Below are 24,237 nucleotides of genomic sequence, written 5' to 3' on the forward strand. Positions count from 1 at the left end.
AATTCTTCGGGAGAGGGTGGAGAAAGTGTTCGGTGAATACCGAAGTACGAGAGGCACGGCGTCGCCCGTGCTCGACGACGACGGGCCGCCGTTGTTCCGGGTGCTCGGTTCGGTGGAGATCCTCGGCCAGGAACGGCCGTTCATCCCCAGGGCACGCAAGGTGCATCAGCTGCTGGCGCTCTTCCTGTTGCGGGCAGGCCGGGTGGTGCACACCGACATGCTCATCAACGAGCTCTGGCCGGAGCGGCTGCCCCGCAGCGCCAGGTCCACCGCGCAGACCTACGTGTATCAGCTGAGGCGGGCGCTGGAAACCAGTGGCCTGCCCGGCAGTGGTGACGAGCTGCTGGTCACCAAGGCGCCGGGGTACATCCTCCGGATCCCGGAGCAGCGGATCGACGTGTACCGCTTCCGGGCACTGGCCGCCAGGGGACGGGCCGCGATGGACGACCGGCGCCACGAGGACGCGGCCCGGCTGTTCCGGGAGGCGCTGGACCTGTGGTCGGAGCAACCGGTCGCCGACGTCAACTGCGGGCCGCTGCTCACCGCGCACGTGCTGGATCTCAACGAGCAGCGCCGGAACGTCCGCCAGTTGCGCATCCAGGCCGAGATCGAGGCGGGTATGCACCACGAGGTGATCGGCGAACTCCGGTCGCTGGCGGCCGACAATCCGCTCGACGAAGGACTGCACGGGCAGCTGATGCGGGTGCTGGGCCGCAGCGGCCGCCGGGGTGACGCGCTGGACACCTACCAGAACATCCGCTCGGCACTGGTCGAGCAACTGGGGCTGGAACCCAACGCCGAACTGCGGCGGCTGCACCAGGAATTGCTGACCGCGGACTGAGTGGCCCGGTTTTTCGGACGGTAAGGGCCTTTCAGGGCGACCGATGTCCTGAAAGGCCCTTACAGTCCACCACGGACCGGTTGGGGGAAGCTGTACTCATACTGGACTTCCGGTGGAACGCCGAGGGCCAGACTGGACTTCGGGGACGGGCCTTTCCGTTCCGGAAATCCAGTGTGGAGGAATCCAGTGAAGGGCATCATCCTCGCCGGCGGGAACGGAACCCGGCTGTACCCGGTCACGCTGACCACTTCCAAGCAGCTGTTGCCGGTTTACGACAAACCCATGATCTATTACCCGCTCTCGGTACTGATGCTGGCCGGGATCCGCGAGGTGCTGATCATTTCGGCCCCGGCGGAGCTGGGGAACTTCGAGCGCCTGCTCGGCGACGGTGGCGACCTGGGGTTGCGGATCACCTATGCGGTGCAGGACGAACCTCGGGGACTGGCCGACGCGTTCCTGATCGGCGCGGACCACATCGGCGACGGCCCGGTGACGTTGATCCTGGGGGACAACATCTTTCACGGTCCGGGTTTCCCGGATCTGCTGCGGGACGCGGCACAGGCGCTCGACGGCTGTGTCCTGTTCGGTTATCCGGTGCGGGATCCGGAACGCTACGGGGTCGGTGAGGTCGACGACCGGGGCCGCTTGGTCTCGCTCGAGGAAAAGCCGGAACGGCCGCGGTCGAACCGGGCGATCACCGGTCTCTACATGTACGACGGTGACGTCGTGGAAATCGCGCGCGGGCTGACTCCGTCCGCGCGCGGTGAGCTGGAGATCACCGATGTCAACATCGAATACCTGAACCGGGGAAAAGCGCGCCTGGTCGATCTCGGCCGGGGTTTCTCCTGGCTGGACACCGGGACGCACGAGTCGCTCACCTCGGCCAGCCTGTACGTCCAGACTCTGGAGGAGCGGCAAGGCGTCCGCATCGCGTGTATCGAGGAAATCGCTCTGCGTATGGGTTTCATCGACGCGGAGACCTGTTACCGGCTGGGTGAACGGCTCTCGAAATCGCCTTACGGAAAGTATGTGATGGAAATCGCGGCGCCCGCCCCGTTGCTGCGCGCGGTGCGCTGAGCCCGTTTCCGTTCACACCAGGGAAATCCCATTCGCGTACCACCCGGCCGGGAAATGATGCAGCTAAGACAACGGCTGAGTCCTATTCCGGAGGTGTGCCGAGTGTTCGATGACCTGGCTGATTTCCACACTTGGTTCGCCGAACGGCGGGCCGCCAATCACTACGAGGTGTCCGCCGTGCCGGTCGACCGGATCGAGGGCTGGCGGACCGAGGCGGAAACCGGCGATCTGGTGCATCACACCGGGAAGTTCTTCGCCGTCCGCGGCCTGGAGGTCGGCACCGACCATCGCGAGACGGCGGCCTGGACGCAGCCGATCATCCACCAGCCCGAGATCGGCATCCTCGGCATCGTGGTCAAGGTCGTGCGAGGTGAAGTCCGGTGCCTGCTGCAGGCCAAGATGGAGCCGGGCAACATCAACCTGGTCCAGCTCTCCCCGACGGTACAGGCCACGCGAAGCAACTACACCCGGGTGCACAAGGGGAACGCGGTGCCGTATCTGGAGCATTTCGTCGCGCCACGGGAAGGCAGGGTGGCGCTGGACGTGCTGCAATCGGAACAGGGCTCGTGGTTCCTCAGCAAGCGCAACCGCAACATGATCGTGGAGGTACCGGAGGATCCGGTTCCCCGCGAGGATTTCTGCTGGCTCTCCACGAGCCAGATCGCCGAACTGCTCCGAGTGCCCAATCTGGTCAACATGGACGCGCGCACCGTGCTTTCCGGGCTGCCGTTCTTCCACGCTCCGGAGCTGACCGAGGGACTGCCCGCCGAACAGGACGGCCGTCCGCTGCACACCACCGGTCGACTGCTGAGCTGGTTCACTGGATGCCGGGCCCGTTACCAGTTGAACCGCCGCTTCGTGCCGCTCGCGGGTTTGCCGGGCTGGCGCCGGATCGGCGGCGAGATCATCGACGAGGGCAAGCGGTTCTTCTCGGTGACGGGTGTCCGGGTCGAGGCGTCCAGCCGGGAAGTCGGGTCGTGGTCGCAGCCGATGCTGCGTCCGGTGGAACGCGGGGTCATCGGCTTCCTCGGCCGTCACATCGACGGAGTGTTCCATGTGCTGGTGCACGCCAGGACCGAGGCGGGCACGCAGGACGTCGTGGAGATGGCGCCCACGGTGACCTGCATCCCGGCCAGCTACGCCGGGCTGCCCGCCGCGCGCCGTCCGCGGTATCTGCGCGACCTGGAGGAGGCGGCGGCCCGCGGCGCGCTGGTGGACGTGGTGCATTCCGAGGAGGGCGGCCGGTTCTACCACGCGGAGAACCGCTACGTGGTCGCCGACGTCGGCCCGGATTTCGGTCTGGACGTGCCCGAGGACTACTGCTGGATGACCCCGCGTCAGCTGACCGGGTTCCTGCGGTACGGCAACCACGTCAACGTGGCGGCCCGGTGCCTGCTCAGCTGCTTCCCCAGTGCGCCCGCACTGGCCGCCCGGTGAGGCACCGGTGCCGAGCCTCGTTGGATCGCAGCTGGACCACGGACCGGCAGACTCGGTGGAGACGTTGTGGGGCAGGAAAAACATGAATCCACAAGGGAATCCGGAGACGAGGGAGGGGTGGCGGTGTTGAGGTTTCCCGAGTCGAAACCCGAGCCGAAGATCGTCGTACTGGGTTCCTCCGGGCTGATCGGTTCCGCCGTCACCGCGGCGCTCGCCCGCCGTCCGGTCCGGCTTCGCGCGGTGGCCCGCCGCCGGACGGCGATTCCGTCCGTCCGGGCAGGCGAGGTGGAGGTGCACAGCGCGGACCTGACCGATCCGGAGCGGCTGCGTGAGGTCGTCGCCGACGCCGACGTGCTCTTCCATCTGGTCAAGGACAGCGCGGGCTGGCGGACCGCGGAGGAGGACCCCGGCTGCGAACGGGTGACCGTCGGCGTGCTCCGGAACCTGGTGGAGGTACTGCGGTCGAGGCGATCGGCCGGGCCGCCACCGCTGGTGCTCCACAGCGGCGCCGCCTCACAGGCCGGCGTGCTGGACGAACCGGCCGACGGTTCCCAGCCGGACCGCCCCGGCAGCGTCTACGACCGGCACAAGCTGGCGGCCGAACGACTGCTCATGGCGGCCACCGCCGAGGGGGTGCTGCGCGGGATCAGTCTTCGCCTGCCCACCGTCTACGGGCCGGATCCGGCACCGGACGTGCCCGACCTCGGGGTGATCAGCACGATGATCCGGCGTGCGCTGAACGGTGCCGAACTCCCGTTGTGGCACAGCGGGATCGTCCGCCGTGACCTGCTGCACGTCGCCGACGTGGCGGCCGCTTTCATGGCCGCCCTCGACCACGCCGACGCCTTGGTCGGAGGGCATTGGGTGATCGGCTCCGGCCAGGGGTGGGATCTCGCCGACGCGTTCGAACGCGTCGCCGCCACCGTGGCCGAGCGCACCGGTTCGGACCCGGTCCCGGTGCGGCGGGTGCCCCCGCCCGCCCATACGCCGATCACCGACTTCACCAGTCTCACGGTCGATCCCGCCGCGTTCCGGACGATCACGGGCTGGGAGCCGCGGCTGCCGTTCGCGGAGGGCCTGCGGCACACCGTCGCGGTGATGCACCGGCGCGCGGTCGCCGGCCCGAAGAAGGTACCCGTCGCCGAAGGGAAACAGATGTACGGAACCGAAGCGTCCGAAATCTACGACGTCGTCTACACCTTACGGGGCAAGGACTACGCGGCCGAGAGCAAGCAGATCGCGGAACTGGTCCGTGCCCGCAACCCGAGGGCGTCCTCGCTGCTGGACGTGGCCTGCGGCACCGGCGGGCATCTGGTCTATTTCGACGAGCTGTTCGGCGAGGCCGAGGGCCTCGAACTGTCCGAAGAAATGCTGGAGATCGGCAGGGAACGGCTCCCCGGAATCCCGATGCACCACGGTGACATGCGGGAATTCGACCTCGGCCGCCGGTTCGACGTCGTGGTCTGCATGTTCGCTTCGATCAGCCATGTCGGCGGCGAAGAGGAGATGGCGCGGACGGTGCGCCGGTTCGCCGCACATCTCAATCCCGGTGGCGTGGTCGCCATCGATCCGTGGTGGTTCCCGGACAACTTCATCGACGGGTACGTCAGCTCGGACGTCCTGACCCCCGACGAGCGCACCATCGCGCGGATCTCCCATGCCTGGCGCGAAGGCGATCAGTCCAAAATGGACGTCCACTACGTGGTCGCCAGCCCCGAGGGAGGCGCACGGCACTTTCACGAGCGCTATCAGTATCAGCTGTTCAGCCGCGAGCAGTACGAGAACGCCTTGCGCGCGGCCGGTTTCACCGTCGAGTACATCGAAGGGGTCCAGTACGGGCCCGGCCTGTTCGTCGGGGTTCTCCAAGGAGAGGGCGAATGACCATTCGGGTGTGGGACTACCTGGCCGAGTACCGGAACGAGCGTGCCGACATCTTGGACGCGGTGGAGACCGTCTTCGAATCGGGACAGCTGGTGCTGGGCCCGAGCGTACGCGGCTTCGAGGAGGAATTCGCCGCTTACCACGGGATCGCGCACTGCGTCTCGGTGGACAACGGGACGAACGCGATCAAACTGGGCCTGCAGGCGCTCGGTGTGGGGCCCGGTGACGAAGTGATCACCGTGTCGAACACCGCCGCGCCCACGGTGGTGGCCATCGACGCGATCGGTGCGGTCCCGGTGTTCGTCGACATCCGGGAAGAGGACTTCCTGATGGACACCGGGCAGATCGAAGCGGCGATCACCGAACGCACGCGGTGCCTGCTGCCGGTGCACCTGTACGGCCAGTGCGTGGACATGGCCGCGATCGGGCGGATCGCCGCGGAGCACGGCCTCAAGGTGCTGGAGGACTGCGCGCAGGCGCACGGCGCCACCCAGGGCGGCCGCCGGGCGGGCACTTTCGGCGACGCGGCGGCGTTCTCCTTCTACCCCACCAAGGTCCTCGGTGCCTATGGCGACGGCGGCGCGGTGATCACCGGCGACGCGACCGTCGAAGCGAACCTCCGCCGTGCGCGGTACTACGGCATGGAAAAGGTCTACTACGTCGTCGAGACGCCGGGCCACAACAGTCGTCTCGACGACGTGCAGGCGGAGATCCTGCGCCGCAAGCTGACCCGCCTCGACGACTACCTCAAGGGCCGCCGCGAAGTGGCGCGGCGTTACGCGGAGGGTCTCGGCGACACCGGAATCCTGTTGCCCACGACCAATCCGGGCAACGACCACGTGCACTACGTCTACGTGGTCCGGCATCCGCGCCGCGACGAGATCATCGAAGCGCTGCGTGCGTACGACATCCAGCTGAACATCAGCTACCCGTGGCCGGTGCACACGATGCGCGGCTTCGCCAAGCTCGGCGTCGAACCCGGCAGTCTGCCGGTCACCGAACGGCTCGCCGGGGAGATCTTCTCGCTGCCGATGTATCCGGCACTGAGCGCGGAAAAGCAGGACGAGGTGATCCGGGCCGTCCGTGCGGTGCTGGCCCGGTTGTGAACGCGAAGACCGGAAGCACCGGCGAGCAGAAGGAGGTAGCGATGGATGCCGACGTGATCGTGGTCGGGGCGGGCCCGGCCGGTCTCATGCTCGCCGGGGAACTGCGGCTGGCGGGCGTGCCGGTGGTGCTGATCGAGCGGCTGGAGCGGCCCACCGGCGAATCGCGCGGACTGGGCTTCACCGCACGGACGATGGAGATCCTCGACCAGCGCGGTCTGCTGGCGGAGTACGGGGAGATCGTCACGAGTCCTCACGGCCACTTCGGCGGCCTGCCGGTGGACTTCAGCGTGCTGGACGGGATCCACTTCAGCGCGAACGGGGTTTCCCAGGCCAAGACCGAGGAGATCCTCGCCAAGTGGGCGACGGGGCTCGGCGCCGACATCCGGCGTGGCTGGGAGTTGACCGGACTGTCCGACGACGGCACCGCCGTGACCGCCGAGGTCGACACACCCGACGGCCGACGGCGGTTGCGGGCGCGGTACCTGATCGGCTGCGACGGCGGCCGGAGCACGGTCCGCAAACTCGCCGGGTTCGAGTTCCCCGGCAGCGAACCGACCTTGGAGATGTTCCTCGCCGACGTCGCGGGTTGCGCGCTCAGGCCGCGGCCGATCGGTGAGCGGGTGCCGGGCGGGATGGCGATGTCGGCGCCCATCGGCGGCGGGGTGGACCGGGTGATCGTCTGCGAGCGGGGCGACCCGCCGGTGGAGCGGGACGGGCCGCCGCCCTTCGGCGAGATCGCCGAGGCCTGGTCGCGGCTCACCGGCGAGGACATCGGCGGCGGCGATCCACTGTGGACCAGCTCGTTCACCGATTCGGCGCGGCAGGCGACCGAGTACCGGCGTGGCCGGGTGCTGCTGGCCGGCGATGCGGCGCATATCCATCTGCCCGCCGGCGGGCAGGGGCTCAATGTCGGTCTCCAGGACGCGCTGAACCTCGGCTGGAAGCTCGGCGCGGTGGTGCGCGGACGCGCGCCGGAGAGCTTGCTGGACACCTATCACGGCGAACGGCATCCGGTCGGCGAACGGCTGCTGATGAACACGCAGGCGCAGGGGCTGCTGTTCCTCAGCGGGAAAGAGGTCGAGCCGCTGCGCGAGGTGATGGGCGAGCTGATGGCCATCGACGAGGTGAACCGCCATCTCGTCGGCATGATCAGCGGACTGGAGATCCGGTACGACCTGGGCCCGGGCGAGCATCCGCTGCTCGGCCGCCGCCTGCCGCCCCGCGAACTCGTGGTCGCGGACGAGAAGACCGGCACCACCGAGCTGCTGCGCGAGGGCCGCGGAATCCTGCTGGACGTCGGAGCGGGGGCCGGGGCGGGGGCTTGGGCGCAGGCGGGCCCGTGGGCGGATCGCGTCGACGTGGTGACCGCCTCACTGACGGAGGACGACGCCGGAGACGTCCTGCGCCAGGCGGGCGCCGTGCTGGTGCGCCCGGACGGCTACGTCGCCTGGGTCGCGGCCGCCCCCGGTGAGTCCCTGACCACGGCACTCACCCGCTGGTTCGGCCCGGCGTGAGCGAAGGGCAATCCACAGGAGGGAATTCATGTTCAGCACGTTGATCGTGGCCAGGATGGCGTCCGGCTCCGGAGAGGCCGTCGCGGATCTGTTCGGCGAGTTCGACCGGACCGAGCTGCCGGGCCTGATGGGCACGCGGCGCAGGCAGCTGTTCTCCTACGCCGGACTGTACTTCCACCTCCAGGACTTCGAGTCCGACGAGGGCGCCGAAACCATCGAGAAGGCGAAGGAACATCCGCTCTTCCGCGGGATCAGCGCGGATCTGCGACCCCATATCCAGGCGTACGACCCGGAGACCTGGCGCAGTCCCGCCGATGCCATGGCGACCCGCTTCTACCACTGGCAGGCCGGGTCGTGAGCGGGCATCGGGTGGCGATCACCGGGGTCGGCGTACTGGCTCCGGGCGGGGTGGGCGCCAAGTCCTTCTGGAGCCTGCTCAGTGACGGCCGGACCGCCACCAGGGCGATCAGCTTCTTCGACGCCTCGGCCTACCGCTCGCGGATCGCCGCCGAGGTGGACTTCGACCCCGCCGAACACGGGCTGAGCAGTCAGGAGATCCGGCGGATGGATCGGGCCGCGCAGTTCGCCGTGGTCGCCGCGAGGGAGGCGGTGGCCGACAGCGGACTGGAGCCCGCCGAGCTCGATCCCACCCGGACCGGGGTGACCGTGGGCAGCGCGGTCGGCGCGACCATGGCACTGGAGGCCGAATACCGCGTCGTCAGCGACGACGGGCGGCTGGACACCGTGGATCACCGGTACGCGGTGCCGCAGCTCTACGACCACCTGGTTCCGAGCTCCTTCGCCACCGAGGTGGCCTGGGCGGTGGGCGCGGAAGGACCGGCCGCGGTGATCTCGACCGGGTGCACGTCCGGGCTCGACGCCGTCGGGCATGCCTGCGAACTGATCCGCGAGGGCAGCGCGGAGGTGATGATCGCCGGGGCGACCGACGCGCCGATCTCGCCGATCACCGTGGCCTGTTTCGACGCCATCAAGGCCACCTCGCCGCGCAACGACGACGCCGAACACGCGTCGCGGCCGTTCGATCGCACCCGCAACGGGTTCGTGCTCGGCGAAGGCAGCGCGGTGTTCGTGCTGGAGCGGCTGGACCACGCGCGACGGCGCAATGCCCGCGTCTACGCCGAAATCGCCGGGTTCGCCTCGCGCAGCAACGCCTTCCACATGACCGGCCTGCGCCCCGACGGCAACGAGATGGCGGAGGCGATCCGGACCGCGCTGGACGAGGCGCGGCTCGATCCGGACCAGGTCGACTACGTCAACGCGCACGGCTCCGGCACCCAGCAGAACGACATCCACGAGACCGCGGCGGTCAAGCAGGTCCTCGGCGAGCACGCCTATCGCACGCCGATGAGTTCGATCAAATCGATGGTCGGGCATTCGCTCGGCGCGATCGGTTCGATCGAGATCGCGGCCTCGGTGCTGGCCATCGAGAACGGCGTAGTGCCGCCGACGGCGAATCTGACCGAACCGGATCCGCGCTGCGACCTCGACTACGTGCCGCTGACCGCCCGCGAGTGGGCGACCGACGTCGTGCTCACCGTCGGCAGCGGGTTCGGCGGGTTCCAGAGCGCGATGGTGCTGGCCAAACCGGGGAGCGGGGCACGATGAGCACGAAGACCGCCGTCGCGGTGACCGGTATCGGCGTGACCGCGCCGAACGGCCTCGGCCTCGACGACTTCTGGGCGGCCACCCGCCGGGGCGAGGCGGGAATCGGGCCGATCACCAGGTTCGACGCCGCCTCCTATCCGGCCAAGCTGGCCGGCGAGGTACCCGGTTTCGACCCGGCCGAACATCTGCCGAACCGGCTGATGCCGCAGACCGATCACATGACCCGGCTCGCGCTCGTCGCCGCGGACTGGGCGGTCGAGGACGCGGGAGTACGACCGTCCGAACTGGACGCCTTCGACATGGGCGTGATCACCTCGGCCGCGGCGGGCGGCTTCGAGTTCGGTCAGCGTGAGCTGAAGAACCTGTGGGCCAAGGGAAACCAGTATGTCAGCGCGTACCAGTCCTTCGCCTGGTTCTACGCGGTGAACTCCGGACAGATCTCCATCCGCCAGGGGATGAAGGGACCCAGCGGTGTGCTGGTCTCCGATCACTGCGGCGGGCTCGACGCGCTGGCACAGGCGCGGCGGCAGATCCGCAAGGGCACGCGGCTGGTGCTCTCCGGCGGGGTGGACGGTGCGCTCTGCCCGTGGGGCTGGGTGGCCCAGCAGGCAGGTGGGCGACTGAGTGCCGGCGAAGACCCGGAAACGGCCTATCAGCCCTTCGGGGCCGGGGCCAAGGGGTACGTGCCGGGCGAGGGCGGGGCGATCCTGGTGCTGGAGGACCCGGAATCGGCCCGCGCCCGCGGTGTCCGGAGCTACGGCGAGATCTGCGGCTACGGCGCGACGATGGACCCGAAGCCCGGGCAGGGCCGGGAGCCCGGCTTGGAACGGGCGATCAGACTGTCGCTGGCCGATGCCGGGCTGACCCCGGACCGGATCGACGTGGTCTTCGCCGACGCGGCCGCGGATCCCGAACTGGACCGGGTGGAGGCCGAGGCCATCACCGCGGTGTTCGGCGCGGGCGGGGTCCCGGTGACCACGCCCAAGACGCTGACCGGACGGCTGACCGCCGGGGGTGGCGCGCTCGACGTGACCGCCGCGCTGCTGTCCATTCGCGACGGAGTGATCCCGCCGATGACCAAGGCGCGGCCACCGTCGCGCCACGAACTCGACCTGGTGACCGGCGAGCGACGGGAGGCGGAGGTCCGCGCGGCGCTGGTACTCGCACGCGGGCATGGCGGTTTCAACGCCGCGATGGTCGTGCGCGGTGAGGGATGACGGTTCTTCCGAGGAAGGGAATTGTTTTGTCCGCGACAGAATTGACCATCGACGACCTGCGACGGATCCTGCGCGACGCGGCGGGCGAAGACGAAAGTGTCGATCTCGACGGTGAAATCGCCGAGGTGCCCTTCGAGGAACTCGGTTACGAATCGCTGGCCCTGCTGGAAACCACCACGCGGATCGAGCGCGAGTTCGGTATCCGGCTCGACGACTCCACCGTCGCGGAGGCCAGGACGCCCGCCGCACTGCTGGCGCTGGTGAACGACCAGCTCGGCCGCGCCGCGGCCGTCTGACCGGACGAAAAGGGGAACACCATGACGGACGGGAAGCGCGTGGCCCTGATCACCGGCGGCTCCAGCGGCATCGGCCTGGCGGTCGGCGAACTGCTGGCCGCACAGGGGCACCGGGTCTTCCTCTGCGCGCGAGACGCGCAGAAGCTGAAATCCACGATCGAACGACTGCGGGAGAGCGGCTACGACGCGGACGGGACCACTTGCGACGTCACCGATCTCGCGCAGATCGATGCGCTCGTGAGGGCCGCCGTCGACCGCTACGGGCCGATCGACGTACTGGTGAACAACGCCGGGCGCAGCGGTGGCGGGGTGACCGCGGACCTGACCGACGAGCTCTGGGCCGACGTGATCAGCACCAACCTGACCAGCGTCTTCCAGGTGAGCAGGGCGGTGCTCAACACGGGTGGCATGCGCCACCGCGACCGCGGACGGATCATCAACATCGCTTCCACCGCGGGGAAACAGGGAGTGGTGCTGGCCGCGCCGTATTCGGCCTCGAAGCACGGAGTCGTCGGGTTCACCAAATCACTGGGCAACGAATTGGCCGGCACCGGGATCACGGTGAACGCCGTCTGCCCCGGCTACGTGGAAACCCCGATGGCCCAACGGGTCCGGCAGGGTTACGCGGCCGCGTGGAACTCCACCGAGGACGACATCCTGCGGCGATTCCAAGCCAAGATCCCGCTCGGCCGCTACTCGACGCCGGAGGAGGTGGCCGGCCTGGTCGGCTACCTGGCGTCGGACACGGCCGCGTCGATCACCGCACAGGCCATCAACGTCTGCGGCGGGCTCGGCAACTTCTGAGCCGCGCGCCGAAAACGAGGAGACAGCATGACGAACCGGGAAGTGCGGCACGAGATCACCGTGGCCGCGGCGCCGGAGACGATCTATCGACTGCTCGCCGACGTGGAGCACTGGCCCACCCTGTTCCCGCCCACCGTGCACGTCGACGTGGTGGAGCGCGGTGGATCGAGCGAACGCATCCGGATCTGGGCCACCGCCAACGGTGAGCCCAAGAGCTGGACGTCCCGGCGCGAACTCGATCCGGCCGGATGGCGGATCGACTTCCGGCAGGAGATCTCCTCGCCGCCGGTGGCGAGGATGGGCGGCGCGTGGCTGCTCGAACCCGCGGCGGACGGACAGACCGTCGTGGGGCTGCTGCACGACTACCGCGCCGTGGACGACGACCCCGCGAAACTGCGCTGGATCGACGACGCGGTGGACCGTAACAGCCGGGCGGAACTGGCCGCGCTCAAACAGAACGCCGAGCTGATCGCCGGCGCCGACGAGCGGCTGTTTTCGTTCACCGACAGCGTGGACATCGAGGGCGACGCGAAGGACGTGTACGGGTTCCTCAACGACGCCGGGCGCTGGCCGGACCGGCTTCCGCACGTCGGCCGTGTGGTGCTCACCGAGGAAGTGCCCGGGCTGCAGGTGCTGGAGATGGACACCCGCACCAAGGACGGATCCGTCCACACCACCCGCTCGGTCCGGGTGGGTTTCCCCGATCACACGCTGGTCTACAAACAGACCACGTTGCCGCCGTTGATGAGTCTCCACACCGGACGCTGGACACTCGGCCCGACGGCTACCGGCTGCACCGCGAGTTCCCAGCACACCGTCGTGATCAACACCGAGAACATCGCGTCGGTACTCGGCCCGCACAAGGGGACGGCCGAGGCGAAGGAATTCGTCCGTGCGGCGTTGAGTGCCAACAGTCTCGCGACGCTGGGCCATGCCAAGGACTACGCCGAGCGGTTGCGCGGCGACCGATGAGCGGAAAGCCGTGGAACGACGCGGACGTGCTCGTGGTCGGCGCCGGGCCGGTGGGCCTGTTGCTGGCGGGCGAGCTGCGGCTGGGTGGTGCCTCGGTGCTCGTGGTGGACCGGCTTCCCTCGCCCACCACCGAATCCCGTGCCTCCACGGTGCACGCCCGCACCATGGAACTGCTGGCATTGCGCGGGTTGTCGGGCCGGTTCGGCACCCCGGAAAACCTGCCGAAGGGGCATTTCGGCGGCCTGCCGCTGGATCTGGGGAGAGTGCGGAGCCGGTACCCCGGCCAGTGGAAGATCCCCCAGGCCGCGATCGAGCGGGTGCTCGCGGAATGGGCGACCGGAGCGGGCGCGCGGTTGTGGCGCGGCCACGAGCTCACCGGTCTTCGTGACGACGGCGAACGGGTCGAAGCGCGGATCTCCGGGCCGGGCGGCCCGCTTCGCGTGCGCGCCAAGGCACTGGTCGGCTGTGACGGGGAGAACGGCGTGGTGGGCTCGCTGGCCGGCTTCGAGTTCACCGGCCCGGCCGCGGAACGCGAGATCTTCCGCGCGGACCTGACCGGGATCACCGTGCCGGATCGGCGCTTCGAGCGGCACGAACGAGGGCTGGCGATCGCGTCCACCCGGGACGGGATCACCAGGGTGATGGTCCACGAGTACGGACGGAAACCCGGCGGCAGAACCGATCCCGGGTTCCCGGCCGTGGCCGCCGCCTGGCGCGGGGTCACCGGGGAGGACATCGGCGACGGCGAACCGTTGTGGGTCAACGCTTTCGGCGATGCGCGGCGGCAGGCCACCCGCTACCGCCGGGGACGAGTGCTGCTCGCGGGTGACGCCGCGCACCAGCAGATGCCGGTGGGCGGCCAGGCGCTGAATCTCGGTCTGCAGGACGCGATGAACCTGGGCTGGAAGCTCGCGGCGTGGGTGCGGGACCGGGCACCCGAGCGGGTGCTCGACACCTACGACCGGGAACGGCGGCCGGTCGGCGCGCGGACACTGGCCAATATCGGCGCACAGGCCATGGTGCTGCTCGGCGGGTCCGAAGTGGACCCGATGCGGGCGGTACTGGCCGAACTGCTGGAACTCCCGGGCACCGTCCCGCTGCTGGCCGGGGCGATCAGCGGGCTGGATGTCCGCTACCCCGTCGGTGGCGGCGACCATCCGCTGCTCGGCCGCCCGGTGCCGGTCGTGGATGTCGAGCCGATCCGGTCCGGCCGCGCGGTGCTGCTGTCGGCTCCGGGTACCGCGCGGGCGGACGTGTTCCGGGCCACCGCCGCGTCCTGGGCGGATCGGGTCGCACTGGCCGAGGCGCGGATCGACGGGGTCGACGAAGCCGTGCTGATCCGGCCCGACGGGCGAGTGATCTGGGCCGACGAGGGGCCGGTCGAACTGGAGCAGGCCCTGTCCCACTGGTTCGGTCCGGCCGGAACGAACCACACCGAGCGAAACCACCGAGGAGTGCGATGAAGATCCTGTTCATTCCCGCCGGAAGCCAGGCCACCATTTTCTCCTTCGTGCCGTTGGCCATGGCCGCGCGCAACGCGGGCCACGAGGTCTTCATGACCGCGACCGAGGACCTCGTCCCCGCCGTCGTGAGCGTCGGCCTGCCCGCTTACCCGGTGAGTTCCTTGCCGTTCAACTACTTCATCGGCAAGGACAGGGCGGGGCAGCCCGTCGAGATCCCGCGTGAACCGGCCGCGCAGATGCGCGCGATCGGCGCCGGTTTCGCCAGGATGGGCGCGGTCACCCTGGACGCCCTGATCGAGCTGGCCCAGGACTGGCGCCCCGATCTGATCGTGGGCGGCCCGATCTCCTACGCCGCGCCCCTCCTCGCCGCCTACCTCGATGTGCCGTTCCTGGTGCAGGCCTACGACATCAACGACATGAACTCCGGCAGCGATCCCGGCGCGCTGGAAGAGCTCCAGCCCGAGCTGAACCGCCTGAAACTGGACCGGATTCCCGATCCGGTGGCCTTCCTGGACGTCTGCCCGCCGAGCCTGCGGCCCGAAGGTGCCGCGCCGACCGAGCAGATGCGGTGGATTCCCGGCAACAAACAGCGCCGCCTCGAGCGCTGGATGTACACCCGTGGCGAACGGCGCCGGGTCTGTGTGACGCTCGGGAACCGGGTCGGTCTGGCCCACGACATCGACTTCGTGCGCCGCCTCGCCGAAGACGTCTCCGCGCTCGACGTGGAGGTGGTGATCCCCGTCCCGGAGAGCAGCGAGGCGGAACTCCACGAGGCGCTCGGTGACGAGGTGCGGGTCGGCTGGATCCCGCTGGACGTGGTCGCGCCGACCTGTTCGCTGATCGTGCACCACGGCGGCGGGGTGACCGGCATGACCGCGATGAACGCCGGGGTCCCGCAGCTGATCCTGCCGGTGGTGGCCTACTCGACGTTGTCCGCGCGCCGGATCGCGGCCTTCGGCGCGGCCGACGTCCTCCTGCCGGGCGAGGCCACTCCGGAGAACATCGTCCGTTCCTCCCGGCAGCTGCTGTCCACACCGTCCTATTCGGACAGGTCGGCGCAGCTGTCCAAGGAGATCGCCGCCCTGCCGGGGCCCGCCGAACTGGTCGCGGTGCTCGAGCGGGTGGCCGCGGGCACCTACCGCGCGCCCGCTTGAACCGACCCGAGAAAGGAGTGCGCCGATGTACGGAACCGAAGCGGCGGAGGTCTACGACCTGCTGCACCGGGCCAGGGGCAAGAACTTCGAGGACGAGGCGGAGGCGGTGCTGGAACTGGCTCTCGGACGACGGCCGGCCGCGGATTCGCTGCTGGACGTCGCCTGCGGGACCGGCGCGCATCTCCGGGTCTTCGGCAAACGCTTCGACCAGGTCGCGGGCGTGGACCTGTCCGCGGCGATGCTGGACCTCGCGGGCGCCCGGCTGCCGGAGGCGGAGCTGACCCAGGCGGATATGCGGGACTTTTCGCTCGGCAGACGATTCGACGTGATCACCTGCCTCTTCTGCTCGATCGCTTATGTCCGCTCGACCGGGGAGCTGGAGCAGGCCCTGCGCGGTTTCGCGCGGCATCTCACCCCCGGCGGGGTGACGGTGGTCGAACCGTGGTGGTTCCCCGAGCGGTTCACGCCCGGCTATATCGCGGCCGACGTGGTCCGGGAAGGCGGGCGCACCGTGAGCCGGGTGTCGCACGCTTCGCGCATCCCGGCCGGATCTCGGATGGAAGTGCACTACCTGGTGGCCGAAGAGGACTCGGGCGTGCGGCACTTCCAGGAAGAGCACCTCTACTCGCTGTTTTCCCGGCAGGAGTACGAAGCCGCCTTCGACCGGGCCGGGTTCGACGTGGAGTACGTGCCGGACGCGGGGCGCGGCCTGTTCACCGGTGTGCTGCGGGGCTGACCGGACGCGGATTTCGTCTAGGGGGATGTGTTGACTGAAAAGGGAAATGTGGTCGTACTGGGTGGCACCGGCTTTGTCGGCGAACATGTCTGCGAGGCTTTCGCGCGGCGGGGTCACGAGGTGGTCGCCGTGGCGCGGTCGGCGCCGGAGAGGGGCCGCTTCCTCGCGCTCGATCTGACCACCGTGTCCGCCGGAGAGCTCGCCACGAGGCTGAGCGAAGCGGCACCGGCGATCGTGGTGAACGCCGTCGGCAGTATCTGGGGCGGTTCCGCGGAGGACATGGTCGAACGCTGCCTGACCCCGACGCGGCGGCTGCTGGACGCGCTGGCGCTGATGCCGGGCCTGCCACGGCTGGTGCACCTCGGTTCGGTGCTCGAACACACCCCGGACCGGCCTCCGGGGAGCCCCGGACCGGTGCCCGCGCAGTACGCCTACGGGCGGGCGAAGGCGGAGGCCACGCGGCTGGTCCTCGAAGCCACCGCCGCCGGCGTGGTGGACGGCACGGTGCTGCGCGTCGCCAACGTCGCCGGGCCCGGTTCGCCGGAGGTCAGCCTGCTCGGCCGGGTGGCGAGGGAGCTGGCGGCGTCCGCCGCGGCGGAGCGCGGCGCGGTGGTGGAACTGTCACTGCTCAAGGCCTATCGCGATTACGTCGACGTGCGGGACGTGGCGGAAGCCGTCGTGGCCACCGCCGCGGCGCCGGTGAGCGGGGAGGCCTTCGACATCGGCCGGGGGCACGCCGTGCCCGTGCGCCTGCTGGTGAACCTGCTCATCGAAGCCAGCGGGGTCCGCACCCGGCTGATCGAGCAAGCGGACCGTCCGGCCGCGCGTGCCTGGCACGACTGGATCGAGGTGGACACCGGCCCGGCGCAGCGCCGCCTCGGCTGGCGGCCCAGCCGGTCCCTGCGCGAATCGGTCGACGATTTCTGGGAGCACACCTCCGGTCGCCCACGAGCGGCCCTCGCCCCGGTCCACTGACCGGATTCCTCGCACACCAAGAGAAAGGCACGCTCATGCGGTTCCTCTACACCATGCTGCCCGGGATCTCCCATCTGTTCCCGCTCGTTCCGCTCGCCCAGGCGATGCAGGCCGAAGGACACGAGGTCCTGGTGGCCACCAACGGCCCGGCGGTCAAGGCCGCGATCAACGCGGGACTGCCCGCGTTCGAGGTCGCACCGGGTCAGGACGTGGACGAGCCAGGCCTGCGTCTGGGTGAGAGGCTGGCCAAAGGCGGGCTGACCGACGAAGAGGCCTTCGCCGCGGTCGGGGCGACCTTCGCGGAAATGGGCGGGATCATGCTCGACGGCCTGGTCGACGCCGCGACCCGCTGGCGCGCCGACGCGGTGGTGTACATGCCGATCTGCTTCGCCGGTCTCGCCGCCGCCAGGCTCGCCGGGGCCAAGGCGGTGGTGCACGGGATCGGCCACCGCAACCCGCTGCTGTGGGCGTTGTCCGCGATGGATCCGGTGGCGCGGGAGCGTGGGGTGGACAACCTGCTCGACGGCGCCGACGTCGAGATCAACATCAGTCCGAGCTCGCTGGAGAAGTTCAATCCGGACCTGCCGGAGAAGCCGATCGCCACCGCCATGGTGGATCTGCGGCATGCCCCGTACAACGGTGGCGCCGAGTTGCCGTCGTGGGCACTGGGCGAACCCGCCCGGCCGAGGGTGATCGCCACGCTGGGGTCGTCCGGGGTGACGGTCGGCGGCGGTGAACTGCTCACGGAGGTGGTGGCCGCCACCGCGGACATGGACGTGGAGCTGTTGCTGACGTCCGGAGGTGCCACGCTGACGGCGCTGGAGGCGCTGCCGGAGGCGAGCCGGGCGCACGTCCGGGTGGTCGAATGGCTTCCGCTGCGATCGATCCTGCCGAGTTGTTCCGCGATCGTGCACCACGCCGGGTCCGGGTCGATGTTCTCCGCCTACGCCGCGGGAGTGCCGCAGATCGGCATCCCGCACATCGGGAACGCCTCGGTCAACGCGGAGATCGCGGCGAAGCGCGGGGCGGGACTGGTCGTTCCCCCGGCGGAGGCCACCGGCGAGGTGGTCCGCGAGGCGCTCGGCGAGATTTTGGGCGGGGCTTCGTACCGGATCGCCGCGCAGGAGGTCGCCGCCGAGATGGCGGGGATGCCGCGTAGCTCCGAGGTCTCCGCGCGGCTGACCGAACTGCTGCGCTGATGGTGGCCGACGGCACGGCTTTCGTCTTCCCGGGTCAAGGGGCGCAACGGGTCGGCATGGGAGCCGATCTGCTGCGTGCCGAACCGCGCCTGGTCGGCGCGGTGTTCGAGGAGGCGGACGAGGTGCTCGGGCTGCCCCTGTCCCGATGGTGCCTGCGAGGGCCTGCCGAGAGGCTCGACGGAACGGCGGTCACCCAGCCCGCGGTCCTGATGACCAGCGTCGCCGCGCTGACCGTGCTGCGGGCCCGAGGGGTCCGGCCGGATGTGGTGGCGGGGCACAGTTTCGGCGAGTACGCCGCCTTGGTCTCCGCGGGCGCGCTCGACTGGCGCGATGCGCTGCGCCTGGTCCGGCGGCGCGGCCTGCTGGTGGCCGAGGCGGGCCGTCGCGCGCCCGGCGCGATGCTGGCCGTGGTCGGACTGGATCTCGCCACGGTGGAGAAACTGTGCGCCGAAGTCACCGCGACCGTCGGGGAACCGGTGGAGGTGGCCAACGACAACGAACCGCGGCAGGTGGTGGTCGCGGGCAGGCTGTCCGCGATCGCCGCGATGGAGGAGGCCGCGAAGGCCGCCGGCGCGGGCCGGGTGCGGCGGCTGGGGGTTTCGGCCGCCGTGCACTGCGGCCTGATGGCCGACGCCGAACGCGCGTTCGCCGCGGCGGTGGACGCGACCCCGCCGGCCGCGCCCCGGCTTCCGGTGTTCTCCGGGGTGACGGCCGGTCTGGTCCGCACGGGTGAGGAGGCCGCCGCGGTGTTGCGGCGTCAGCTCACCAGCCGGGTCCGGTGGACCGAGACGGTCAGGGCCGTCGCCGCGGCCGGGGCGGTGCGGTTCGTCGAAGTGGGCAACGGACAGGTGGTCGGCAGGCTGTGCCGCCGGATCATCCCGTCCGCGGCCGTCTTCCACACCAGCACTTCCTGGCAGCTCGCCGACGCGCTGGCGGCCACCGGGGGAGCGGTGGGCTGACCCGCTTCCCCGGCGGTCCCGCCAGGTCAGCGGAAGGCGTCCACGTGCTCGGCGGCCCACTGGGCGAAGGTCCTTGCCGGGCGGCCGGTGACCTGCTCCACCGTGGGCAGGACGGTGCGGGCCCGTTCCGGGGGATTGGTGCCCAGCCGCACGAGGGCCTCGACCTCGTCTTCCGCGAGACCTGATTCGCGCAGCTCACGACGGGCTTCCTCGACTCCCACCTCGATCGTCTTCAAAGGGCGGCCGAGCGCTTCGGAGAGCAGGCGGGCGGTCTCGACCGGAGTGAGCGACTGCGGTCCGGTGATCGTGTAGGCGCTGCCGTCGTGCCCGTCTTCGAGGAGTGCGGCCGCGGCCACCGCCGCGATATCGGCTTCGTGCACCATCGCGCTCGGGCAGTGGGCGAAGGGCAACGACACCGGCCGGTCCTCGCGGACCGAAGGCGCCCACTCCAGCATGTTGGACATGAACTCCACCGGTTGCAGATGCGTCCACTCCAGGCCGCTGTTCTCGGCGGCGGCCTCGACGGGCCCCGGCTCGAATCCGGTCAGCACGGTCACCCGCCGCACCCCCGCCTTCTTGATCAGGCCCAGCACCTGCTCGGCGTTCTCCAGTGGCGCGTAACCCTCCCCGCCGAACGTGATCAGGTGCAGCGCCGTGACGCCGTCGAGAGCCGCGGGCAAGGTCTCCGGACGGGTGAGGTCACCCGCGACCACCTGCACGCCTTCCGGCAGCTTGGCGCGCAGCGGATCCCGGGTCATGGCCCGGACGTCGTGGCCACCGCGCACCAATTGGCCGACCAGGTGCCTGCCGACGGTTCCGGTCGCCCCGGTCACGAGAATGGTCATCGTTTCTCCTCCGAACGTCGTCGTGATCCGGCATCGAGCGGATGTTCCCCGCTCGCGCCGGGCCTCGGCGGGAAGGCGCCAGAAGCCCGGCTTCACCGCCGCCAGAACGCGTCTGGCGGCGTCTGGCGGGACGCGGCTCACAGCTTCCAGGCGATCTCCCTTCCCGGCCGGTAGCCACAGTTAGCTCCGGTGTGGACGGACGCGCGGAGGAACTCCGCGGCGGCCGGATGCCGTTCTCCCAGCCGCCGCAGGGAGTCCCGGATCCGGCCGGTCACCGCTTTGCGGGCGCGTTCCGCCTCGTCGCCGAGACGGCGGGTCCGGCCGTGGAGACCGGTGGCCCGGCGAAGCTGGTCGAGCAGGGCCTCACGTTCACGGTCCAGCGACGCCGCCAGGACGTCGTTCTCCAGCTCGGTGGCCCGTTCGAGTTCGTCGTCGAGCAGGCGCAAACGTTCGCGGAACCGGGTTTTCGACTGTTCGTCGAGGACGGGATCGCCGCCGAGCCCCCGGGCGGCGGTGACGAGTTCGCCGCCTGCCGGGTTGAGCAGCCGCACCGCGGGTACGTCGCTTCCCGGATGCCTGAGCAGGTAGTGCAGATCGCGCAATCCCTTGGCGTCCGGCAAGGTCACGGATCGGCCGTCGAAGCCGATGGTCCACACGTCGCCGTCGAACCGGAACACGTTCGCGCCACCGGTGGGCGCCGGAGCCTTGATCCGTTCGGCGAAGCCCGTCATGCCCAGCTCCGCCGCCTCGGCGGTGGCCGTCGCGACCAGCTCCGCCGCGGTGGCCTCGTCCCCCGGCCCGGCCCGGCCGCGCAGCGCGCCGGCGAGCGAGAGCCGGGCTTCCAGCGACCACGGCCGCGCGTGCAGCCGGTCGGCCGCCACCCTGGCCTGGGTGAACCCGCGGACGGCGTCGTCCCATCGGTGCTCCGACGCGTCGAGTTTGGCCATCCACAAGGAAAAGGGACCGTCGACCGTGGCTCCGGCGGTGACCGCCCATTGCCCGAGCAGTGGCCGGAGCGTGTCGCGGGCGGCCGCGCACAGTGCGGCGTCCCCGGAGGCGGCGGCGGTCTGGGCCTGGAACCGGATCCAGAGCGGGGCGAACCAGCCATGGTGGTGATCCTGTGCCCCTTCGGCGGCGAATTCCTCGAGATACCGCAGGGCGTGGTCGAGCTCGCCCTTCTGGATCGCGGTGGTCGCCTTGATCAACCGCGGATACGGATGGGTGTCGTCGCCCATGTCGGCGAGCAGGCGTTCGGCCTCGTCGAAGCGGCCCTGTGCCAGTTCCAGCGCCCACCGGAGATGTCTGCTGACCCGGATGCTGTTGACGTAGGGCTGGTCGCTGCTGGCCATCGCGGCGTCGATGGCGGCGCGGGCATCGTCGAAGCGTCCGGCGAGCGTCGCGAAGGTGGCCTGGCTCCAGCCCGCTTCGAACCGGAACCAGGCCAGTCCGGAGCGCTCGGCCATGGCGACGAAACCTCGGTGTTCTTCCCGGCAGCGGGGATCGCCTCGTTCGAGCAAGGCGCCCACCCGCAGCTGCGAGGCCTGGAGTTCGAGGGCGAGGTCACCGGTGCGCCGGGCGAGCACGGTGACCTCCTCGGTGATGGCCAGCCGCTCGGTCGCGGTGCCGGGGCCGAGGATGGCGTCGTGCCTGGCGATCAGGCACTTGGCCAGCGCCTGGTCGTCGTGCCCCGCCCTGGCCGCCGAGGTGGCGTGCGCGCTCAGTTCCCTGGCGGCGCGGTCGAGACCGCCGGGCTCGCCGGCGTCGCCGACGAGTTTGAGGTAGGCCATCGTGACCAGGTCGACCTCGATCTTGTCCTTTCTGGTCGGATGGCTCAGGCCGAGCAGGGTCAGCGCCGCGTCGGCCAGCAGCTCGTGTTCGTCCAGCTCCCCGGCGCGGCGTATGACGCTCTCGAAGGTGCGCCGTCCGCCCTCGAGTTCGGCGGAGAGATATTGCGCGGTGCCGAGGTCGAGGGCGATCCGCATCCATTGTCTCGGGTGGCCTTCAGGGAGGGTGTCGAGCGCTCGTTGGTAGTGGCGCGCCGCCTCCTCCCAAGCCAATCTGCGTGACGCGTCCTCCGCGGCGTCGAGAAGGATGCCGACCACTTCGGCCGCGGTCAGCAAGGAGGCGGCCCGAGTGGCGTGCTTGGCCAGATCCGCCGGCATGACTTCTCTGGCCAGCGAAGGACGTTTGCGCAGCCCGCGAACCACCGCGGCATGCAGTTCGCGCCGCGACTTCTCGTCGAGGGAGTCGTAAAGCAGCTCTCGCACCAAATCGTGTGCGAACGCGTGACGGCCTTCGCCGGCGTGCACGATGAGCCGCGCGGAAACCGCCTGGTCCAGTAAGGCGTCGAGCCGCGGCTCCGCCTTCACCGCTTTGAGGAGCTTGCGGGAGAACTCGCGGCCGAGTACCGCGGCCCTGGTCAGCGTTACGGTCACTTCTGGAGGCAGGGAAGCCAGCCGCCGGTCCAGTGCCGCCCGGATTCCCGGTGTCACGCCGGTGAGGAAACCGTTGCTGTGCCAGAGATGGGCCACCTGCTCGATGAAGAAGGGGTTGCCGCCGGTGCGCAGGTGGATTTCCGAAACCGTGGCGGCGTCCGGGGCGCGGCCGGTCGTGCGGGCCACCAGTTCGCTCACCCCGCTCTGGTCGAGCCCGGCGAGCGGGAGCACGGTCGCTCTGGCGACCAGTTCGGACAGCAACGCGCCGAGCCGGTGTCCCGGCGGCTCGATCTCGGCGTCGCGATAGGTGCCGATCACCAGCACGCGGTAGAGGCCGATGTGCTGGGTGACGAACTGGAGCAGCTTGACCGAAGCTCGGTCGGCCCAATGCAGATCCTCCATCACCACCACGACCGGCCGATGTCGTGAGGCCGCGGTCAGCAGGGTCGTGACCGCGTCGTGGAGCCGAAATCCCCGGTCGCCGGCACTCGGCGAGGGATTTTCGCCGAGGAGGGCGGAAAGCGGCTTGAGCACCGCCGCCTCGGTGTCGGCCCATTCCCGGGGACGGGCACGCCGGTAGCGGCGGATCAGCTGGATCCACGGCCAGTAGTCCGGTGCCCCTTCCTCGCCCCAGCAGGCGCTGTCGAGTAGGAGCGTCTCGGGGGCCGAGGCACCCTGGACGGCGTGGGCGACCAGCGTCGACTTGCCGATTCCCGCCTCACCCGTGACCAGGACGAGGCCTCCGTGGGATTCCCGTACGCGCCGGATCTCCGCGGCCAGCACTGCGGCGGGGTGCTCGCGTGCGATCGGTTCCGATGTCACCACGTTGCGTAGTTTACGGTGTCAACATAAACTTGTGCCCGTTGTCGCCCGAACAGCTCAGCCGACCGGCTGTCGGTCCTGTATTATACAGCTTATGACAGGTTCTCGGTCCGAGCGCCTGATCGGCGAACTGCGGGAACGGATCGCGCTCGCCGATTACGGGCCTTCCGGGAGTCTCGAGAGCGAAGCGGAATTAGGACGCCGGTACCAAGTGAGCCGGGTGACGGTGAGGCGCGCTCTGGAGCAGCTTCGCGCGGAAGGATTGCTGGTCTCCCGCAAGGGAGCGGGCTGGTATGTCGTTTCCGACGCCTCGTTCGGGCAATCGCTCGCGTTGGGCAGTTTCCAGCACGCCGGTTCGGCGGTCGCCGAGGCGGGAGTCCCGCTCGTGCGCGCGGTCGCCGAATACGGCTACGTCCCCGCGCCCGGCAGCGTGACCCGGTTGCTGGAGCTGCCCGGCAGTGCGGAAGTGCTGCGTGTCCAGGCGTTACGGCGGGCCGGGGCGACGCCGCTGGACGTGGTCACCGAATGGGTTCCGCTGGCGCAGGCGGCGCCGATCAGCCGGGCCGACGCCGAGGATCCGGGTATCTGGGAGGTCCTCCGCCGCCACGGTCACCGCATCGCCGTCGTCCGGCAGAGCATCGCCGCCGCGGCCGCCTCGCCGCGCGTCGCGGAGCTGCTCGACGTTCCGCCCGCCACCCCCGTGCTGCTGGTCCGCCGGCTCGCGGTGGGGCCGGACGAACGGCCGATCGCCTTGTCCGAGCACCGCTATCTCGGGCACCGGTTCCGGCTGGAGGTCGAGTTCCGCGGCTGGCCTGCCACCGCCGTCGCCGAACCGCCCGGGGTCGCCCCGATCATCCCCACCGAACAGGAAGGCTGAC

Annotated in this window: 22 protein-coding genes and 1 pseudogene; 21 read left to right on the forward strand and 2 right to left on the reverse strand. The window is 70.0% G+C overall.

Going from position 1 to position 24,237, the window contains the following annotated elements:
- The first annotated feature begins 67 nt into the window (after positions 1-67).
- From CVV72_RS32605 to CVV72_RS32695, 20 genes and pseudogenes are all read left to right on the forward strand, one after another.
- Entirely contained in the window at positions 68-841 is a 774-nt protein-coding gene (locus tag CVV72_RS32605) for an AfsR/SARP family transcriptional regulator (protein ID WP_255632335.1), read from the forward strand.
- Positions 842-1,027: 186 nt separating this feature from the next.
- Positions 1,028-1,918 carry a glucose-1-phosphate thymidylyltransferase RfbA gene (rfbA, locus tag CVV72_RS32610; protein ID WP_219147730.1) on the forward strand — a complete coding sequence of 297 codons (891 nt, stop codon included), beginning with the start codon at positions 1,028-1,030 and terminating at the stop codon, positions 1,916-1,918.
- A gap of 57 nt (positions 1,919-1,975) precedes the next feature.
- Positions 1,976-2,584 (forward strand): annotated as a pseudogene (locus tag CVV72_RS42020) (NDP-hexose 2,3-dehydratase family protein); the annotation flags it as partial.
- Complete coding sequence (locus tag CVV72_RS42025; protein ID WP_370641978.1) at positions 2,553-2,669, forward strand: hypothetical protein; 117 nt, start codon at positions 2,553-2,555, stop codon at positions 2,667-2,669. The pseudogene CVV72_RS42020 and the gene CVV72_RS42025, both read left to right, overlap by 32 nt.
- Positions 2,615-3,355 (forward strand): NDP-hexose 2,3-dehydratase family protein, encoded by a 741-nt coding sequence (locus CVV72_RS42030; protein WP_370641979.1) that lies wholly within the window; start codon positions 2,615-2,617, stop codon positions 3,353-3,355. The genes CVV72_RS42025 and CVV72_RS42030 overlap by 55 nt, the downstream gene beginning before the upstream one ends.
- Positions 3,356-3,478: 123 nt before the next feature.
- Positions 3,479-5,236: an NAD-dependent epimerase/dehydratase family protein gene (locus CVV72_RS41790; RefSeq protein WP_255632336.1), complete on the forward strand. Its 1,758-nt coding sequence runs from the start codon at positions 3,479-3,481 to the stop codon at positions 5,234-5,236.
- Positions 5,233-6,342, forward strand: coding sequence for a DegT/DnrJ/EryC1/StrS aminotransferase family protein (locus CVV72_RS32630; RefSeq protein WP_219147732.1), 1,110 nt, complete (start codon positions 5,233-5,235; stop codon positions 6,340-6,342). The genes CVV72_RS41790 and CVV72_RS32630 overlap by 4 nt, the downstream gene beginning before the upstream one ends.
- Positions 6,343-6,383: 41 nt before the next feature.
- Positions 6,384-7,856: an FAD-dependent monooxygenase gene (locus CVV72_RS32635; protein WP_219147733.1), complete on the forward strand. Its 1,473-nt coding sequence runs from the start codon at positions 6,384-6,386 to the stop codon at positions 7,854-7,856.
- 28 nt (positions 7,857-7,884) lie between these two features.
- Complete coding sequence (locus CVV72_RS32640; protein ID WP_034310249.1) at positions 7,885-8,214, forward strand: TcmI family type II polyketide cyclase; 330 nt, start codon at positions 7,885-7,887, stop codon at positions 8,212-8,214.
- Complete coding sequence (locus CVV72_RS32645; protein WP_219147734.1) at positions 8,211-9,482, forward strand: beta-ketoacyl synthase; 1,272 nt, start codon at positions 8,211-8,213, stop codon at positions 9,480-9,482. Before CVV72_RS32640 ends, CVV72_RS32645 begins: the two co-directional genes overlap by 4 nt.
- Positions 9,479-10,699: a ketosynthase chain-length factor gene (locus CVV72_RS32650; protein WP_219147736.1), complete on the forward strand. Its 1,221-nt coding sequence runs from the start codon at positions 9,479-9,481 to the stop codon at positions 10,697-10,699. Before CVV72_RS32645 ends, CVV72_RS32650 begins: the two co-directional genes overlap by 4 nt.
- Positions 10,700-10,725: 26 nt before the next feature.
- Positions 10,726-10,995 (forward strand): acyl carrier protein, encoded by a 270-nt coding sequence (locus CVV72_RS32655; RefSeq protein WP_034310255.1) that lies wholly within the window; start codon positions 10,726-10,728, stop codon positions 10,993-10,995.
- Positions 10,996-11,016: 21 nt separating this feature from the next.
- Positions 11,017-11,799: a 3-oxoacyl-ACP reductase FabG gene (gene fabG / locus CVV72_RS32660; protein WP_219147740.1), complete on the forward strand. Its 783-nt coding sequence runs from the start codon at positions 11,017-11,019 to the stop codon at positions 11,797-11,799.
- A gap of 27 nt (positions 11,800-11,826) precedes the next feature.
- Complete coding sequence (locus tag CVV72_RS32665) at positions 11,827-12,771, forward strand: aromatase/cyclase (protein ID WP_219147741.1); 945 nt, start codon at positions 11,827-11,829, stop codon at positions 12,769-12,771.
- Entirely contained in the window at positions 12,768-14,234 is a 1,467-nt protein-coding gene (locus tag CVV72_RS32670) for an FAD-dependent monooxygenase (RefSeq protein WP_219147742.1), read from the forward strand. The genes CVV72_RS32665 and CVV72_RS32670 overlap by 4 nt, the downstream gene beginning before the upstream one ends.
- Complete coding sequence (locus CVV72_RS32675; protein ID WP_219147743.1) at positions 14,231-15,388, forward strand: nucleotide disphospho-sugar-binding domain-containing protein; 1,158 nt, start codon at positions 14,231-14,233, stop codon at positions 15,386-15,388. Before CVV72_RS32670 ends, CVV72_RS32675 begins: the two co-directional genes overlap by 4 nt.
- Positions 15,389-15,413: 25 nt before the next feature.
- Entirely contained in the window at positions 15,414-16,124 is a 711-nt protein-coding gene (locus tag CVV72_RS32680; RefSeq protein WP_219147744.1) for a class I SAM-dependent methyltransferase, read from the forward strand.
- Positions 16,125-16,154: 30 nt separating this feature from the next.
- A complete protein-coding gene (locus CVV72_RS32685) occupies positions 16,155-17,099 on the forward strand; it encodes an NAD(P)-dependent oxidoreductase (RefSeq protein WP_219147745.1) in 945 nt (314 codons plus the stop codon).
- A gap of 35 nt (positions 17,100-17,134) precedes the next feature.
- On the forward strand, positions 17,135-18,298 hold the full coding sequence (locus CVV72_RS32690; protein WP_219147746.1) for a glycosyltransferase: 1,164 nt from the start codon (positions 17,135-17,137) through the stop codon (positions 18,296-18,298).
- A gap of 56 nt (positions 18,299-18,354) precedes the next feature.
- Positions 18,355-19,257, forward strand: coding sequence for an ACP S-malonyltransferase (locus tag CVV72_RS32695; protein WP_255632337.1), 903 nt, complete (start codon positions 18,355-18,357; stop codon positions 19,255-19,257).
- Positions 19,258-19,283: 26 nt separating this feature from the next.
- Here CVV72_RS32695 and CVV72_RS32700 read toward each other — a convergent pair whose 3' ends face one another.
- Positions 19,284-20,102 (reverse strand): NAD(P)H-binding protein, encoded by an 819-nt coding sequence (locus CVV72_RS32700; RefSeq protein WP_219147748.1) that lies wholly within the window; start codon positions 20,100-20,102, stop codon positions 19,284-19,286.
- A gap of 137 nt (positions 20,103-20,239) precedes the next feature.
- On the reverse strand, positions 20,240-23,362 hold the full coding sequence (locus CVV72_RS32705; RefSeq protein ID WP_255632338.1) for an AAA family ATPase: 3,123 nt from the start codon (positions 23,360-23,362) through the stop codon (positions 20,240-20,242).
- Positions 23,363-23,453: 91 nt separating this feature from the next.
- Between CVV72_RS32705 and CVV72_RS32710 the strand changes: the two genes are divergently transcribed.
- Positions 23,454-24,236: a GntR family transcriptional regulator gene (locus CVV72_RS32710; protein WP_219147749.1), complete on the forward strand. Its 783-nt coding sequence runs from the start codon at positions 23,454-23,456 to the stop codon at positions 24,234-24,236.
- Position 24,237: the final 1 nt, after the last annotated feature.

It is taken from the genome of Amycolatopsis sp. TNS106, assembly GCF_019330265.1.
GTDB classification, from domain to species: domain Bacteria; phylum Actinomycetota; class Actinomycetes; order Mycobacteriales; family Pseudonocardiaceae; genus Amycolatopsis; species Amycolatopsis lurida.